Origin of the sequence: Paraburkholderia sp. RL17-381-BIF-C (assembly GCF_046026435.1) — a bacterium.
In the GTDB taxonomy this organism is placed as follows: Bacteria; Pseudomonadota; Gammaproteobacteria; order Burkholderiales; family Burkholderiaceae; genus Paraburkholderia.
This window is the reverse complement of record NZ_JARESX010000057.1, coordinates 1-17,143: the sequence shown is the minus strand read 5'-3', so window position 1 is coordinate 17,143 and position 17,143 is coordinate 1. Positions and strand designations below refer to the sequence as shown.

General features: G+C 62.0%; 13 protein-coding genes and 1 pseudogene. 6 read left to right on the top strand and 8 right to left on the bottom strand.

Going from position 1 to position 17,143, the window contains the following annotated elements:
• Window position 1 precedes the first annotated feature (1 nt).
• Complete coding sequence (locus P0D70_RS27240) at window positions 2-838, bottom strand: p-hydroxycinnamoyl CoA hydratase/lyase (protein ID WP_408186743.1); 837 nt, start codon at window positions 836-838, stop codon at window positions 2-4.
• A gap of 172 nt (window positions 839-1,010) precedes the next feature.
• Between P0D70_RS27240 and P0D70_RS27235 the strand changes: the two genes are divergently transcribed.
• Complete coding sequence (locus P0D70_RS27235) at window positions 1,011-1,511, top strand: MarR family winged helix-turn-helix transcriptional regulator (protein WP_091803930.1); 501 nt, start codon at window positions 1,011-1,013, stop codon at window positions 1,509-1,511.
• Here the strand turns inward: P0D70_RS27235 and P0D70_RS27230 are convergent.
• On the bottom strand, window positions 1,483-2,364 hold the full coding sequence (locus P0D70_RS27230) for an amidohydrolase family protein (protein ID WP_408186742.1): 882 nt from the start codon (window positions 2,362-2,364) through the stop codon (window positions 1,483-1,485). The two genes, P0D70_RS27235 and P0D70_RS27230, sit on opposite strands and share 29 nt — an antisense overlap.
• A gap of 488 nt (window positions 2,365-2,852) precedes the next feature.
• Here P0D70_RS27230 and mhpT point away from each other — a divergent pair, with 488 nt between their 5' ends.
• From mhpT to P0D70_RS27210, 4 genes and pseudogenes are all read left to right on the top strand, one after another.
• Window positions 2,853-4,058, top strand: coding sequence for a 3-(3-hydroxy-phenyl)propionate transporter MhpT (gene mhpT / locus P0D70_RS27225; protein WP_408186741.1), 1,206 nt, complete (start codon window positions 2,853-2,855; stop codon window positions 4,056-4,058).
• Window positions 4,059-4,100: 42 nt separating this feature from the next.
• Window positions 4,101-5,234, top strand: coding sequence for a porin (locus P0D70_RS27220; RefSeq protein WP_408186740.1), 1,134 nt, complete (start codon window positions 4,101-4,103; stop codon window positions 5,232-5,234).
• 10 nt (window positions 5,235-5,244) lie between these two features.
• Window positions 5,245-6,954: a tannase/feruloyl esterase family alpha/beta hydrolase gene (locus tag P0D70_RS27215; RefSeq protein ID WP_408186739.1), complete on the top strand. Its 1,710-nt coding sequence runs from the start codon at window positions 5,245-5,247 to the stop codon at window positions 6,952-6,954.
• A 504-nt stretch (window positions 6,955-7,458) separates the two neighbouring features.
• Window positions 7,459-7,950 (top strand): annotated as a pseudogene (locus P0D70_RS27210) (IS6 family transposase); the annotation flags it as partial.
• Here the strand turns inward: P0D70_RS27210 and P0D70_RS27205 are convergent.
• The 5 genes from P0D70_RS27205 to P0D70_RS27185 form a co-directional block, all read right to left on the bottom strand.
• Window positions 7,939-8,310 (bottom strand): hypothetical protein, encoded by a 372-nt coding sequence (locus P0D70_RS27205; protein WP_408186738.1) that lies wholly within the window; start codon window positions 8,308-8,310, stop codon window positions 7,939-7,941. The pseudogene P0D70_RS27210 and the gene P0D70_RS27205 sit on opposite strands and share 12 nt — an antisense overlap.
• Window positions 8,311-8,479: 169 nt before the next feature.
• Complete coding sequence (locus P0D70_RS27200) at window positions 8,480-9,286, bottom strand: oxidoreductase (protein WP_408186737.1); 807 nt, start codon at window positions 9,284-9,286, stop codon at window positions 8,480-8,482.
• A 31-nt stretch (window positions 9,287-9,317) separates the two neighbouring features.
• Entirely contained in the window at window positions 9,318-12,455 is a 3,138-nt protein-coding gene (locus P0D70_RS27195; protein ID WP_408186736.1) for an efflux RND transporter permease subunit, read from the bottom strand.
• Window positions 12,452-13,567 carry an efflux RND transporter periplasmic adaptor subunit gene (locus P0D70_RS27190; protein ID WP_408186735.1) on the bottom strand — a complete coding sequence of 372 codons (1,116 nt, stop codon included), beginning with the start codon at window positions 13,565-13,567 and terminating at the stop codon, window positions 12,452-12,454. The genes P0D70_RS27195 and P0D70_RS27190 overlap by 4 nt, the downstream gene beginning before the upstream one ends.
• Before the next feature lie 81 nt (window positions 13,568-13,648).
• Complete coding sequence (locus P0D70_RS27185; RefSeq protein ID WP_408186734.1) at window positions 13,649-14,266, bottom strand: TetR/AcrR family transcriptional regulator; 618 nt, start codon at window positions 14,264-14,266, stop codon at window positions 13,649-13,651.
• A 76-nt stretch (window positions 14,267-14,342) separates the two neighbouring features.
• Between P0D70_RS27185 and P0D70_RS27180 the strand changes: the two genes are divergently transcribed.
• Complete coding sequence (locus tag P0D70_RS27180; protein WP_408186755.1) at window positions 14,343-15,803, top strand: efflux transporter outer membrane subunit; 1,461 nt, start codon at window positions 14,343-14,345, stop codon at window positions 15,801-15,803.
• 248 nt (window positions 15,804-16,051) lie between these two features.
• On the opposite strand, the gene P0D70_RS27175 is transcribed toward P0D70_RS27180, so the two are convergent.
• Window positions 16,052-16,975, bottom strand: coding sequence for a glutaminase (locus P0D70_RS27175; RefSeq protein ID WP_408186733.1), 924 nt, complete (start codon window positions 16,973-16,975; stop codon window positions 16,052-16,054).
• Window positions 16,976-17,143: the final 168 nt, after the last annotated feature.

Genomic DNA, 17,143 nt, shown 5'->3' with positions numbered 1-17,143 from the left:
TTTATTCAGCGCGCTTATACGCCTGCAAACCCGGCTTGATCGACTTATCGTCGAGGAACTGCTTCAGGCCCTGCTCGCGTCCGTGCTCCGGGTCGCGCAGTTGCGCCTGATCGAGCTTGGCGTACAGGTAGTCTTCATTCTGCTCCCACGTCAGTTCACGGCAACGCTTGAAGCCGTGCTTTGCGGCGCGCAACACCACCGGGTTCTTTTCGAGGAGCTTCGCTGCCAGAGCAATGGTCTCGTCGCGCAGCTGCGCAAGCGGCACGCTCTTGTTGACGAGGCCCATCGCCGCAGCTTGCGGGCCGGTGAAGGTGTCACCCGTCATGATGTAGTGCAGCGCCTGACGATGGCCGACCGTATCCGCCATCGCCTTGCTGACCAGATTGCCGGGCGGAATGCCCCAGTTGATTTCCGACAGCCCGAATACCGCTTCGTCCGCTGCAAGTGCCAGATCGCACGCCACCAGCGGCGAAAAACCACCGCCGAAACACCAGCCGTTGACCATTGCGATGGTCGGCTTTGCATACATGCGCAGACGGCGCCACTGCCATTCCGACGCGTCGCGGCGAATCTTCTCCTGCAGAATTTCCGGACCCGCGTCGACTTCCCGGAAATACTCCTTCAAGTCCATACCCGCGGTCCATGCGGCGCCCGCGCCGGTCAGTACCAGAACCCTTGCGTCGTCGTCGAGCTCCACGGCATCCAGGACCTGCAGCATCTCGCTATTGAGCGTCGGGCTCATCGCATTGCGCTTCTCCGGGCGATTCAACGTCACCCACGCGATGCCTGCCTCGACCTTCACGTCAACCGTCTTCCAGCGACCCTCGTAACTTGCCATGTTCGTAACTCCTGCGCGCGGACCGCGCGATAAGGTGGAAATTCCGTTGAACTGCTGTAGTATCAACCTGCCTGAGATTTTTATATCAGGCATCCTGATACAGAGTCTATTATCAAGCAGCCTGATAAACAAGCGCCCGGTGCTTAGTGAAAACCCTCGAACATCAGATACGATGAAGCCAACCGATCATTCCGGCCGACCTTCGGGCGCCATGGCCGAAAAGCCGCTGCGTATCACCTACCTGGTCGGCAGCGTGGACCGTGTGCTGAAACGCCGGCTCATCGAAACGCTCGCGCCACATGGCGTGACGCTGCCGCAGTTCACCGCCCTGTCGGTGTTGAAAGCGCGCGGACACTCGTCGAACGCCAAGCTGGCTGAGCGATCGCTGATCACGCCTCAGGCGGCCAACGAGGTCATCAAGGTGATGGTCGCGCGCGGATGGGTCACACGCGCCGCCGACCCCTCCCACGGCCGCATCGTCGTGCTGCAACTCACGCGCGCGGGCGCCGCGCTCGTGCGCCAGTGCGAAGCGTCGATCGAGCGGCTCGAGGCAGGCATGATGAACGGTATCGAGCCCGCGAACGCCGATCTGCTGCATGCTTCATTGCGCATGCTGCTGCGCAATCTACACACTTTCGATCAGGTCACTTCGGACTCAATCCAAGCAGACTGATGGCGTTTTCCTTCAGAATCAACGGATGAACCTCGGGCTTGAAGCCCGCTGTCTGGAAATCGTTCAGCCAGCGATCCGGGCGAATCAGCGGGAAATCGGACGCGAACAGCATCTTGTGCTTGAGTAGCGTGTTCGCATGCTGAATCAGCTGTGGCGCGAAGTACTTCGGCGACCACCCCGAGAGGTCGATGTAGACATTCGGCTTGTGCAGGCAAATCGACAACGCCTGATCCTGCCACGGCCACGACGGATGCGCGATCACCACCTTCATGTCAGGAAATTCCGCCGCCACTTCGTCCAGGTGTATCGGCTCCGAATACTTGAGCAGCAGCCCTCCACCGCCGCGCATGCCGCTGCCCATGCCGGAATGGCCGCTGTGAAATACCGCCGGCAAGTTGTATTCGGCGATCACTTCATAGATCGGATAGGCCATCCGGTCGTTCGGATAGCAGCCCTGCAGCGTCGGGTGAAACTTGAATCCCCGCACGCCGTGATCTTCGATCAGACGCCGTGCTTCGCGCGCGCCCATCTTGCCTTTGTGCGGATCGATGCTCGCAAAGGCAATCATGATGTCGCTATTGTCCGCCGCGAATTGCGCGACCTCCTCGTTGGGGATGCGGCGGCGCCCGAGTTGCGCCTCGCAGTCGACCGTGAACATCACCATGCCAATTTTCTGCTGGCGATAGTAGTCGATCGTCTCCGGGATCGTCGGCCGCCGCCCCTGCTTGAGCACTGTACCGAAGTATTTGTCGGCAGCGTCGTCGAACTCCTTGCCGAACAGATCCGGCGGCTGGCAACAGGAGACCTCCGCATGCACATGGGTATCGATAGCAACCAGATTCGCAATGTCCATTCTCTTTCCTTGGTGATCCTAAAGGGACTCGGATTGGCGCGCCTCCGGCGCGGCGCAATCTCGATCACGTGCAATGTGTATCAATACGGCCGATACGGTCAACCCGACTTTGGCCTGGGGTATTCACCGAAGAATTTTATCTTGTCTTATCAGGTCGCCTGAGATCAAATACGCATCACCCGGCGGATATGTTTTCAAACTGACTGCGCCGCTCGGGCAATGCTGCACGGATCGATTCTTCTGCCGCGAAGGATCTTCCGCGATTAGAACGGCAGTGGTCTCGCCATAGCGCAATAACAGGCAATAACAGCTTCGGTTTCTCCGTACCCCTACGCTCTTATGCTTTCTCGCTGAAGTGCTTTCCTGCGATCTTTATATCAGGGCACCTGATATTGTGAGGGCTCGGCGAGACATGTGGTTCAGGCGGACCCGACAACCAGGTGATCGATATGAAGCCAATGAGAACAGCAGCACCAGGAGACGCAGTGATGACGCAACCAGTCGCCAGATCGGCTGCCGCCGTAACCCTGAGCCTCTGCTTTGCCGTCGCTTTGCTCGAAGGCCTCGACCTTCAATCGGTCGGGGTCGCGGCGCCGCGAATGGCGCGCGAGTTCGGCCTGTCGGTGACGCAAATGGGCCTTGCATTCAGTGCCGGAACCTTCGGCCTTCTGCCCGGCGCAATGTTCGGCGGACGGCTTGCCGATCGCATTGGCCGCAAGCGTGTGCTGATTCTCTCGGCATGTCTGTTCGGCCTGCTTTCGATTGCAACCGCGCTCGTCAGCAGCTTCGACATGCTCGTGCTGGTGCGCGTGCTGACCGGTATCGGACTGGGCGGTGCGCTGCCGAACCTGATCGCGCTGTCGTCCGAAGCGGTGTCGCCGAGGGCGCGCAATACCGCCGTGAGCATCATGTATTGCGGTATTCCGTTTGGTGGCGTGATCGCGTCGATCATCGGCATCGTGAACATGGGAGACACCGAATGGCGCCATATCTTCTATGTGGGCGGTGCAGGGCCGCTGCTTCTGGTGCCGCTCCTGTTCGCTTTCCTGCCCGAATCAAAGGCATTTCGGCGCGCATCGCATGAAGGGAACGTGCAGCCCGCCGCCGTGGGCAATGTGCTGTTCGCCGGCAATCGTGCTCTTTCGACAGCGCAGATCTGGATCAGCTATTTCTGCACGCTGATCGTTCTGTATTTCCTGCTCAACTGGCTTCCTTCGTTGATGGCCGCGCGCGGTCTCTCGCGCCCGGAAATCGGCTATGTGCAGATCGCCTTCAATGTCGGCGGCGGCATCGGCGCGCTTTGCATCGGTATGTTGATGGACCGGCTGCGCGGCGCCGTGGTCGTGTCGGGCATGTACATCGGGATCATCGCCTCGCTTGCAGCGCTGTCGATAGCGCCGGGATTCGGCGCGCTCGCCGGCTCGGCATTCTTCGCGGGCATGTTCGTTATTGGCGGGCAGTCGGTGCTGTATGCGCTCTCCGCGGCGTTCTATCCGACGGCGATGCGCGGGACGGGCGTCGGCGCCGCCGTCGCCGTGGGCCGTATCGGTTCGGTTGTCGGGCCGCTCGCGGCAGGCCAGTTGCTCGCGATGGGACGCAGCTCGTCGGTCGTGATCGGCGCGAGCATTCCAGTGACGCTGATCGCCGCAGTCGCGGCCCTCTTGCTCATCCGTCGCCCGCGCGCGACCGACTGATGGTTTTTCAAAAAAACACATAACGGTTTGGAGACTTCAATCATGCGAGCATCAACACGCCTTCTCCTGAGCGGCGCCCTCTGCGCAACGAGCACCGTGGCCGCCGCGCAATCGAGCGTCACGTTCTACGGAATCGTCGATACCGGTATCGAATACGTTTCGCACGCCAATGCGGCGGGCGACCACCTGTTTCGCATGCCCGCGGTGACGGGCGAGTTGCCTTCGCGCTGGGGCCTGCGCGGTGTGGAAGACCTGGGTGGCGGCTATAGCGCCGTCTTCACCGTCGAGAACGGCTTTAACGTGCGCGACGGAACGCTCGGCCAGGGTGGCCGCCTGTTCGGCCGACAAGCCTTTGTGGGCGTGAAGAGCCCGTATGGAACCGTCGCGTTCGGCCGCCAGTACACGATGACGTACCTTGCGTTGATGGGCGCGGACATCATCGGCCCGGATATTTATGGCCTCGGTTCGCTGGACGCCTACGTCCCCAACGCCCGCGCGGACAACTCGGTCACCTACATCGGCGTATACAAGGGCGTCACCCTCGGCGCCGGTTATTCATTCGGACGTGACGCCGGCAACAACTCGCCCGGACAAGGCACCTGTACCGGCTCGGTGGCGGGGCACGCCACCGAATGCCGCGACTGGTCCGTGATGCTCAAATACGAAGCGCAGTACTTCGGCGTGGCGGCGTCGTACGAAGAAGAGCGTGGCGGCGCCACCGCCGCGGCGAACTTCTTCGACGGCGTTGCGCCCACCACGCTCATCAATGCCGCCGACAAAGACGCGCGCGCTCACGTGAGCGCCTACGCGCAGTACGCCGGCGCGAAGATCGGTCTCGGCTGGGTCGGTCGGCGCGTCGTCACCGATTCTCCCGCTGTGCCGAACGTGCGCTCGAATCTGTTCTTCGTCGGCGCTTCGTATGCCGTCACACCGGCGTTTCTCGTAGATGGCGAAGTGTTCCGCATCGTCAACAGCGACCACGACACACGCGCCACGATGGGCACGCTGCGCACCACCTATCTGCTCAGCAAGCGCACAGCCGTCTACGCGCAGGGCTCCTATCTCGCCAACAGCGCGAAAGCACGCTATTCGGTCAGCGGCGGCGGTGGCGGCACGACGCCGGCCGCGGGCATGGGCCAGACGGGTGCGATGGTCGGCGTACGGCACATGTTCTAGGAGACATGAGATGAACAGAACCGCAATTGCAATACTGGTTTCGCTGACGCTCGCCGCGTGCGGTGGCGGACCGAACGACACATCGTCATCCCTGCCGCAACTCAGTGCGGCCACGCCCGCGAATCTCTCCGGCACCTGTACCGCGCTTGCCGCGAAGCTCTCGTTTGCGAACACGACGTTCACGTCGGTGCAGGACGTGCCGGCAGGTACGCTGACGGTAGCCGGCAAGCCGATCGCGGAACATTGCGTGATCGAAGGGAAAATGAATCAACGGGTGAGTTCCGTCGACGGCAAAACCTACGCGATCGGCTTCGAGATGCGCCTGCCGGTCGCCTGGAACGGACGCTTCTTCTATCAGGCGAATGGTGGCCTCGATGGAAACGTGCTGACCGCGACCGGTGAGATCGGCGGCGGTGGTCCGCTCAACGATGCGCTCAACATGGGCTACGCCGTCATCAGCTCGGACGCCGGCCACTCGTCGTCGCAAAACCCGCTGTTCGGACTCGATCCTCAGGCCCGTATCGACTACGGGTATAACGCGGTCGCGACGCTCACGCCGATGGCGAAGCAGGTCATCAGGACCGCCTATGGCAAGAGCCCCGACCGGAGCTATTTCGACGGCTGCTCGAACGGCGGCCGGCATGCGATGGTGGCGGCGGCGCGCTCGTCGGCGGAGTATGACGGCATCATCGCGGGCGATCCGGGCTTTCATCTGCCGAAAGCGGCGATCGGCGAGATGTGGAGCGCACAGCAACTCGCCAAGGTGGCGACGGCGAATACCACGAGCGGCCTTCCCGACATCAAGACGGGCTTTACCGCAGCGGAGCGCCAGCTGGTTGCGGCGCGAATCATTGCGAAGTGCGACTCGCTCGATGGCGTGGCCGACGGCATGGTGCAAGACATCAAGGCATGCCAGGCGAACTTTAGCCTCGCCAACGACGTGCCGACCTGCTCGGGGAATGTGCGCGATGGCTCGTGCTTGACGACTGCGCAGAAGGACGCAATCGGCAACGTCTTCTCCGGCGTGCGCAACAGCGCGGGAACGGCGCTGTACGCTAGCTTTCCGTACGATGCGGGTATCAATGGCGCGAACTGGTCATTGTGGAAGCAAACCAATTCCATCACGCTGGATCCCGCCGCCGCTGCCTTCACGTTCACGACGCCGCCGCAAAGCGCTTCGCTGCTTACGCAGTTGACGTCATATGCGTTGAACTTCAGCATGGACAGCGATGCGCCAAAGATCTTTGCAACGAGCGGCGTCTACACCGAGGCGTCGTGGTCGTTCATGACGCCGCCGGACGAGACCGATCTGAGCGCGTTGAAGCGGCGCGGCGCCAAGCTGATGGTGTATCACGGCACGAGCGACCCAGTGTTTTCATCGAACGATACGACCGACTGGTATCAGCGTCTCATGACGGCGAACGGCGGCGATGCGAGCAACTTCGCGCGTCTTTACACGGTGGCGGGCATGAACCATTGTTCGGGCGGGCCGACCGCAGACCAGTTCGACATGCTCACGCCGTTGGTCGCCTGGGTCGAACAGGGCAAAGCGCCCGACAGCATCGTCGCAACCGCACGCGACGCCGGCAACGCGATTCCGAACAGCGAAGTGCCCGCGGATTGGGGCGCGGGACGTACACGGCCGTTGTGCCCCTATCCCAAGGTCGCGCGATACAAAGGGGGTGACGTGAACTCGGCGGCCAGCTTCTCGTGCGGTTGATCGTTCCGGAGCGTCGCCGGATCTGAATAACGGCATCGCGAACGGCGTTAGCATCCAATAAAGCCACCTACTGTTAACGATGGCCTTATTGGATGCTAACGCCTTGAAGTCCATCTCCCCATTTCTGCTCGCGAGCCGTAAAGCGAAGCAAATCTTTCAATTCGCAAGTGTACGAATTAAATTCGCCATCCATTCGTAAAGCGAAGTAATGGTCAAGAGGCTGATTTACGAATGAGGGCTGTGTGTGTTCCTTCGCCACCGACAGTCGAGGATCAGCCGAGGGGCGGCGCGTAGTTGCGCGAGCTGAACCAGATTGTCGGGCGTGATTCATGGTGGCTCGATGGACAGGCGTCGGCCTGCTCGGCGGGGCTCTGGTGCAAATATGAAGGCCAATGGGTTGGGCTCAGGGTTTTGGCGCACGCAGGGCAAACAGATGAGTAAGCTGGGGAGAAGCGGTTCACGCCGGAGTTCGTTAAGCGCTGGAACCGCTTTGCTACGGCAGCCGGCAGGTCATGGCGAATCGACCAAACTTACGTGAAGATCCGTGGCAAGTGGGTTTATCTTTACCGAGCGGTTGACCGGGCTGGCAAGACGATTGACTTCCGGCTCAGCGCCAGGCGCGATGTTGCTGCTGCCAAGGCCTTCTTCGAGAAAGCGATCAGGAGTCGAGGGCTCGCACCCAAGTCAATCAGGTTGGACGGCTACGCAGCGTCTCACCGCGCAGTGCGCAAAATGAAGATCGATAGATTGCTGCCCGAAAGCACAACGTTGCGATCGTCGAAGTACTTGAATAAGCTGATCGAACAGGATCATCGCAACCTCAAAGCACGGGTGAACGTGATGCTCGGCTTTAAAGGCTTCAGGACTGCGGCAACAACCATTTCCGGCTTCGAGCTCATGCATCGCATTCGCAAAGGCCAGTTCAACCTGATGAAGCTGCATCTCAAAGATACCGCTGCGCCCCCGGTTTGGACGGCGGTCCTTTCATCTCGCTGAGACGACGGACGGCCACGCGTCATTGCACAGCAGCAGTCGAGATTCCGGGCGAGCAGAAACGCCGCTGGCGTCGTTCAGGTCATCGAGCCTTTTCATATCCCGAATCGCGTGGAAAAGATCGCGCATTGAATCGAGATCAATCAGTCTCACAAACGCGAAGGTATCCTCATAGGCACGCATCCAGGGGATCATTGCTGAAGCCACAGCTTTTCGGCCTTCGGTCACCTCCGTATGCCGCAGTGCTTCGTCGAAATGAGCCCAGAAAGCTCGCATTGCGCGCTGGGCGAAAAAGTGGTTGAGCGCGAGCGCGGAGATCTCTCCGATCGCGGGCATCGACGACTCGCGATTCTGACTTTCCATATCTGCGGTTCCGGATGCGTGGGGAGTGGGTTGCAAAGAGTTCCGTGCTGCCGCAGACGGGTCGTGGCAACGCGCCGATGTTGTCATGACCATGGACGCCTGAAACTAACCACCGTCGGCGCGGGGCGGGCCCGCGAACCTGATGTACGTTGCGGCGGGAGAGAGGACTTCACGCGAGCCCGAATGTTTTCCTCAAGCTTGCATCCACCGGGCCGGAGGGCATGAAGCGCCGCAATTTGCGCAACAGGGAAGCTTCGCCGGCCGGTGTGCGACGCATACGCCAGGTGCCGAGCGCCGCTTCAACGATTGTCTTCGCCACACCGTCGGGCGCGGGGGCACCTTTGACACTGTTGACGACTGCGCTCGATGCAAGGGCACGCTCGCGATCATAGTCGGCGATTTTCGAGCTTGCCAGAGGGGCGTTGATGTCCAGATTGGTCCTGGTAAAGGATGGTTCGACCAGCGTTAACCGGATGCCGAACTGGCGCACCTCATGGTCCAGGGTCTCGGTCAGCCCTTCAACGGCATGCTTGGACGCCGAATAGAGTCCCATATAGGGGGCGGGCAGGAACCCGAGCACGGAACTGACATTGACGATCCTTCCGCCGCGTTGTGCACGCATATGGGGAAGTACTGCCTGCGTCGTGCGCAGAATGCTGAAGACGTTGGTATCGAACAGCGACAAGGCCTCGGCAGTCGACGTTTCCTCCACGGCACCCATCAGGCTCGCTCCCGCATTATTGACAAGTACGTCAATTCGCCCGGTGCGTTCGATGACGGACTGGATTCCAGCCTGGACCGAAGCATCGTCGCGAACATCCATCTCGATGAGCCCGACTCCGGAGATAGGCACCGCTTTTGCGATGCCGCGCACTGTGCCAAACACGCGGCAACCTCGCCTCGCGAACTTCTCGGCGGTGGCGCGTCCGATACCCGATGACACGCCGGTCACAATAACGACCGTGGAATTCGACATGAACAGCTCCGTTTGGTGAATTGATCGTGTTTCAACGCGCGTCGAGCGCATCCTGCGTCATGAGTTCGGGATGCGATGAGTGGTGACCCAGGCTCTTGGGTGAACCCGCGGCGCTGCCGGGCCGGATCCTGAACCAGATCGAATACATGGCCGGCAGGAACACCAGCGTCAGCACTGTTCCGGCCAATGTACCGCCGATCAGCGTGTAGGCGAGGGTTCCCCAGAACACCGAATGCGTCAGCGGTATGAAGGCCAGGATCGCCGCCATAGCCGTGAGGATCACCGGGCGCGCCCGTTGCACGGTGGCCTCGACGACTGCATCGAATGGATCCAGCCCGGCCTGTTCGTTCTGGTGAATCTGCCCGATCAGGATCAGCGTGTTGCGCATCAGGATCCCCGAAAGCGCGATGAGGCCGACCAGCGCATTGATGCCAAACGGCTGCCTGAACAGGATCAGCGTCGGCACCACGCCGATCAGGCCAAGCGGGCTGGTGAGGAACACCATCACCATTGCGGAGATCGACCGAACCTGGAGAATGATGATGACCAGCGTGATCGCCAGCATGATCGGGAACAGCGGCAACATGGCGGTCGTCGCCTTGGCCGATTCCTCGATGGAGCCCGCCTGCTCGATGCGATAGCCACTGGGCAGCTTCGCGATGATCGGCTGAAGCTGCCTGGTGATTGCCGTTGATACGTCTGGCGGCTGCAGGTTGTCGGCAATGTCGCCGCGTACCGTGATCGTCGGCACGCGGTCGCGCCAGCGCTTGATCGACTCCTCCAGCCGCACGTCGACCTTGCCGACCTGCGACAGCGGAATGCGCTGCCCGTTGGCGCCGGCCAGCGTTAAGTCGCCGAGCCGGGCAGGGTCGAGACGCACATCGCCGGCCGAGCGCGCGATCACCTGCACGGTTCGGATATCCTCACGCACGGCGGTGACAGGCACGCCGGTGAGCAGGAACTGCAGCTGTTGCGCGACGGCGCTGGACGTCAATCCCACCGCCTGCAAGCGATCCTGCTGCAACGTAAAGTGCAGCGTCGGTGAGCGCGTGCCCCAGTCCGTGTTGACCGTGCGCATCATCGGACTGGCCTCCATCACCTGCTGGACTTGAGCCGCGATTCCACGCAGTTCGTCCGGGTCCGGACCGGTGACGCGATAGGCGACCGGGAACGGCGAATACGGCCCGAACACGAGTTGCGTGACGCGCACGCGTGCTTCGGGCACAAGACCGTCGGCGATGGCTCGCCGCAGTCGCGCCTTCAATGCATCGCGTTCCTCCTGACTGTCCGTGCGGATCACGATCTTTGCGAACGACGGATCGGGCAGTTCCGGTCCCATCGCCAGGAAGAAGCGCGGTGCACCTTGTCCGACGTACGCGGTGACGATCCTGGCGTCCTTCTGTTCAGACAACCATGCCTCCACCTTTTGCGTGGCGGCGCTGGTCTGTGAAATCGATGTGCCATAGGGCATCTGCACTTCGACCAGCACTTCGGGACGGTCGGAGATCGGGAAGAACTGCTTCTTGACCACGCCCATACCGAGGATGGCGATGGCAAAGAGGCCAACGACCGAACCGGCGACCAGCCATTTGCGCACGATCACGCGCGTGAGCAGCTGACGGAAGCGGTTGTAGCGCGGCGTGTCATAGATCGCGTCATGCCCGCCTTCGACCTTTTTGAAGTCGGGCAGCATCTTCACGCCGAGGTAGGGCGTGAAGAACACGGCAACGACCCAGGATGCGATCAGTGCAATGCCGACAATCCAGAACATGTTGCTGGTGTATTCGCCCGCGGTGGACCGCGCGAAGCCGTTGGGCATGAAGCCCACGGCCGTCACCAGCGTGCCCGCGAGCATGGGTGCGGCAGTATGGCTCCAGGCATAGGCAGAGGCGGCCACACGGCTGTAGCCTTCCTCCATTTTCACCACCATCATTTCAATGGCGATGATCGCGTCGTCTACCAGCAGGCCCAGCGCAAGGATCAGGGATCCCAGCGTGATGCGATCGAAGTTCTTGCCTGTCGCGGCCATCACCACGAATACGATGGCCAGCGTCAACGGGACAGCGGCGGCAACCACCAGGCCTGCGCGCCAGCCCATGCTCACGAAGCTCACGAGCATGACCACCAGCAGGGCGACAAAAAACTTGAGCATGAACTCGTCGACCGCCGAATGAATGTTGACGGCCTGGTCGGTGACCTTTGTCAGGCTCATGCCGAGCGGCAGCCCGGCGTTGATTGTGCCGACCTCGCTGTCCAGTGCGTTGCCGAGATCGAGCCCGTTCCAGCCGTCGCGCATCACGATGCCCAGCAGCAGCGCGGGCTCGCCGTTGTTGCGGATCATGAATGTCGCCGGATCTTCATAACCGCGCTCGACGGTGGCAATGTCCGACAGTTTCAGCGTGCGACCTTGCACGACGACCGGCGTGTCGCGGATCTTCTGCAGATTGTCGAAGGCGCCGTCCAGGCGAATGAACACCTCCGGACCTTTGGTCTCCACGGAGCCGGCTGGCGTCAGGGCGTTCTGGCCATTGAGCGCGGCGAATACGTCCTGCGGGCTGACACCGAGCGTTGCCAGCCGGTCATGCGAGAACTGGACGTAGATGCGCTCGGTCTGCTCGCCGATGATGTTGACCTTCTTCACGCCCGGCACGTGGAGCAACCGTTGGCGCAGCGTCTCGGCATCCCGCACGAGCAGCCGTTGCGGTTCGCCCCGGGCTTTCAGTGCGAAGAGCGCAAACGTGACGTCAGCATATTCGTCATTGACCATCGGCCCGATCACGCCAGCCGGAAGGTTGGCTGCTTCGTCGCCGATTTTTTTCCGGGCCTGGTAGAACTGCTCCTGCACTTCCGACGGTGGTGTGCTGTCGAGCAATGTTAGCGTCGTGAAGGCCAGGCCAGGTCGTGTGTAAGTTTCGGTCCGGTCGTACCAGCGCAGCTCCTGCATGCGCTTTTCGATCTTCTCTGCGACCTGATCGTGCATTTCCTGCGCAGTGGCCCCCGGCCATACGGTGACGATGGTCATCACCTTGATTGTGAACGCTGGATCTTCGGCGCGCCCCAGCTTGAAGAACGACAGGAGCCCGGCCAGCGAGATCAGGCAGATCAGGAACAAGGTGATGGAGCGCTCACGCACCGCGAGCGCCGACAGATTGAATCGGCCTTCGCTCACGGACGTGCTCCTTCGTTCGCCATTGCGACGGCCTCGCCGGACACGCGGACCTGTTTGCCTTCGTGCAGCAACTGGGCACCGAGCGCAATGACGCGATCGCCTTGCTTCAACGTACCGGACACGCGCGCGCTGCCGTCGTCCAGGTGAAGAACCGTCACCGGCTGCCATGCAACCCTGGTCGGCTTGCCGTCGACGACCCACACGCCGGGCCCTTTGCCCGCGTCGAGCACGGCGCCAATCGGCACCTGCATGCCGCCCTGGAGCGCCACGCGTGCGTCCGGTATCTCGATCGTGACGGTTGCACCTAGCGGCGCACCGGCCAGCGCGTCCTGCAACACATAACGAGCTTCGAAGGTGCGGGTACGCGGATCCGCCGTATCCGAGAGCTGGCGTAGCGTGACCGGCACGCTGACGCCGCTGTTGCCGAACAGGGTCGCATGGGCGACCGAACCCATGGCGGGGCGCAGAGTTTCCGGTAGCTGGATCACGGCCTCGCGGCGCCCGGCATGGGCCAGGCGCACTACGGGCTGTCCGGCGCTGACGACCTGGCCCGGTTCGGCCAGCGTTTCCATCACGACGCCATCGCCGTCCGCGGCCAGATTGGCGTAGTCCGTCGCATTGCGCGCCACGTCGGCGTCGGCCTGGGCCGCGCTGAGCTGCGCCCTGGCGGCATCGGCGGCCGCCTTGGCCTGGTCGTAGGCCGAAACCGAGATCGCACCCGTGCCGCGCAGGTCGCGATAGCGCTCCTCATCCTGCGCGGTCTGCTGCGCCCGCGCCCGCGCGGCGGTGACCGCCTCCTGCCGGGCCTGCGCGGCAAGCTTGAGATCGATGGGATCGAGGCGCATCAGCAGCTGGCCGCGTTTGACGGTTTGGCCGGTATCCACAAGCCGTTCCAGCACCTTGCCGGAAACACGAAAACCCAGGTCGCTCTGCACGCGAGCCGCGACAGTCCCCGTAAACGAACGGGCTGCGGGGACGGCGCTGTGAACGATGGCCGTGCGCACCAGCGGGACCTCGGTGCGCGGATCGGGCGGTGCTTTTTCGCCACAGGCCGCTAGCGCAAGCGCTAGCGCACAGGCGAGTGCGGATGTGGCGAGACGACGCGAGAACATGAAAGTCCCATCGATAAAGTGATGACGACTTTCATTATGGTTCTAGTGACTATTTCAGTCAAGCGTCACTCGCGAAGCGCATCAGGGCGACAGACTTCGGAGTACCAGGCTGGATAGCTGTGCAGGTGCGACGTCGGTGGTGTCGCGGTTGTATTGCAGGAGTAGCGGATTGAGATAGGGGCGCAGCACCAGGTAGATCGCCATTGCAGTTTCATCGAGCGGCGTCTTGCGCTCGAAGTCGCCGCTTTGCCTGCCCGCCTGCAGGACTTCCTGGAGCAGCTTCTGCACGCGTGCTTCATAGGCTTGCACCGCCTGCCAGTTTTCCGTGGCGGCTGATGCGGCAATGTCGTATAGCTTGCGGTCCCGGAAGAACAGCTTGAGGCTCGCTTCGGTAAAGACCTTGAACATTCGTCGCAGCTTCTCCGGCGGCAGATCGGTCTCTGCGACGGCTGTCCGGACCTCGCCTTCGATTTCCCGCAGGCAATTGACGCAGATCATTTCGCCAATGGCCTGCTTGGATTCGAAGAATTTGTAGATGTAGGCCTTGGAAAACCCGATCGCCTTGGCAAGGTCGGAGACCGTCGTTTTCTCGTAGCCATACCGGCTGAAGTGCTCCGTGGCGGCGGCAACGATCTGGTCCCGCACCTCGTGGTCAACCGGGCCGCGCGCGGGGACGGAGGGAGTGGTGGTGTTTTTCATGGCCATAGCATACAGGAATGGACAACCAGTGACCATTTGGTATTATGGTCACATCAGGAATCTTGTGAAGACGCTCATGCTACCCAAACACCTCCTTGTTGCGGTCATTGTCGCCAGCCTCTCTGGAGCCTGCGCTGTGGGCCCCGATTACGTCCGGACCGACGTGGCAATGCCGGACCATTTCCATGGCCAGGCCGCGGTAGATCACCGGGAGGCGGCGGCGAGCGCAGACCTGGTAACTTGGTGGACGGGTTTCGGCGATCCGCAACTGACGCGATTCATCGCGCTTGCGCTTGATCAGAACCTCGACCTCGCGCAGGCGTCCGCTCGCGTGGTGCAGGCGCGTGCGGGACTCGGCGCGGCGAACGCCGCGCTGCTTCCTTCTGGCAATGTCAGTGGCCAGATGGCCCGGGTCTACCAGTCGGTTGAAACTCCGCTGGGACGCGTCCTGAACTCAACGCCTGGTTTCGATCGCTACGGCAACGACTACGAGGCCAATTTCAACGCGAGCTGGGAACTGGATGTGTTTGGTGGCCTGCGTCGCGAGCGGGAAGCGGCAGTTGCCGATTATCAGGCTTCAGAGGCCGGCGAGGTGGCCACGCGCCTGGCTGTGGCAGCACAGACGGCCGACATCTACATCACCATTCGTGGATTGCAGGCTCGTTTGCAGGTGGCCCGCAAGCAGTTTCAGACGCAGCAGGATCTGCTCTCGACCATCAAGCTTTTGTATGGGAAAGGCCTGGCGGCCGATCTTCAGGTGAGCCAGGCTGAAGGCGCGCTGGCGCAGGTGCAGGCATCCATCCCGGTCCTGGAGGCCGGCCTGGATGCGGCGATGAACGCGCTGGACGTGATGCTGGGCGCACAGCCCGGCACACATCGGGCGGAACTGTTCGAGGGTGCTGGTATCCCAGCCGCCCCGCGAATTGCGGGCGCCGGCTCGCCTCGCGAGTTGCTCAGGCGTCGGCCCGATCTGATCGTGGCTGAGCGTCGCCTTGCTGCATCCAACGCGCGTATTGGCGTGGCAGTCGCCGAGTATTACCCCAAGCTGTCACTCAGTGGACTGATTGGGAGCGCCACCTCAGTGGCCAGCGGCAACCTGTTCAGCAGCGGTGCCAGTCAGGGCGCTGGCGTGCTGGGGTTGCGCTGGCGTCTGTTCGATTTCGGCCGCATCAATTCGCAGATCAATGAGGCCAAAGGCCAGGATGCCGAGATGCTCGCCGCGTACCGGCTTGCCGCACTGCACGCAACGGAGGACGTCGAGAATTCTTTCTCTACGCTCGTGAAGCGCGAGGAGCAGGCTGCCGTTCTCGCGCAGGGTGTGAATTCGCTAGGCCGGGCGCGAGCCGCCTCGTTTGCGGCCTACCAGAAAGGTGTCGTCAGCCTGATCGAAGTCCTGCAGGCCGATCAAAACTTGCTGCGCGCATCCGACGAGCGGGTGCAGGCGCAAACGGAATCCGCGCGCGCAGCGGTCGCTGCATTCAAGGCACTCGGCGGAGGGTGGCAACCCGCCGATCCTCAGGCCGTTGCAAGCCGATAGCACCACCGCCTTGGGCCGGCTGCAGCCGGCCCGCTCGTTTGCAGAGGCTTTCCTCCGACAGTCGGGACGCTGTTTGCGGCGCCTGCCGATGCGCAGTGCGCACGACGGGCAAGTGACCGTTGGTAATTCGAGAACGGCCACAACTAATGCAATGACCTGACTGACGGAAACGGGTCGGTCCCAGCCTTTCACTTGGCGCTCGCTCAGTGTGAGTCGACGCTTGCCGAATGACCTGGACTCCGGTGTTCTCAAAAAATCGACCGCCCGGTAAGCGTGGTCAACCGTTCAAGCGCCTGAACGCCCGCAAGTGAGTTGCCGTTCGCGTCGAGTCCGGGCGACCAGACGCAGACGGCCATTTCCCCCGGCAGCACCGCGACGATACCGCCGCCCACGCCGCTTTTCGCTGGCAAGCCGACGCGATACACGAAGTCACCGGCCGCGTCGTACGTGCCGCATGTCAGCATAAGAGCGGACAGGCGTTTGGCCGAACTCGCGTCGAGGATACGTTCGCCAGAGATCGGCGCGACGCCGCCGTTGGCGAGAAAGAGCGCGGCCTTCGCCAGTTCGACGCAGTTCATCGATATCGCGCATTGACGGCAATACGCATCGACGACAGCCTCGGGCGGCATCTCCAGGTTGCCGAAGCTCGCCATGAAATGGGCCATCGCGCGATTGCGGTGTGCGTGCTGCAATTCGGACTGAGCCACGCGCATGTCATAGTCGATGGTCGATTCACCCGTCAACCGCCGCATGAATTCGACGAGCGCTGTCTCCGCGTTGACGAAGCGGCGGCACAGCACATCGGTGACGACCAGCGCGCCTGCGTTGATGAACGGGTTGCGCGGCTTGCCCTTCTCGGCCTCGAGTTGCACGAGCGAATTGAAGGCCGTACCCGACGGCTCACGGCCCACGCGCTGCCACAACGCATCGCCCAGCAGCCTGAATGCCATCGTGCACGCGAACAGCTTGGAGATGCTCTGAATTGAAAAGCGCGTATCGGCTTGTCCCACGCGATACACGTCCCCCGAGGTCGTGACAACGGCCATGCCGAAGCTGTTGGCGGGCACATTCGCGAGTTCGGGAATGTAGTCTGCGGCGCGGCCCGCGGTGCGCCACGGCTCGATGTCGCGATGGATCTGTTCGAGGATCGCTTGATAGTTCTGGTAGGACATTGGTGGCTGCATCCAGGAGCCCTTGAGCATGGGTCGCGATGATACCGCAGCCAGGCAGTGTTAGGTGCCTCGCCCACAGTGTCGAGCACATGGGTCGGTCTCCGCCTTTCGCATCCCCCGTTGCGATCGGTGATCGATCTCGGTTCGCATCGGACCCGGTTCGGCCAG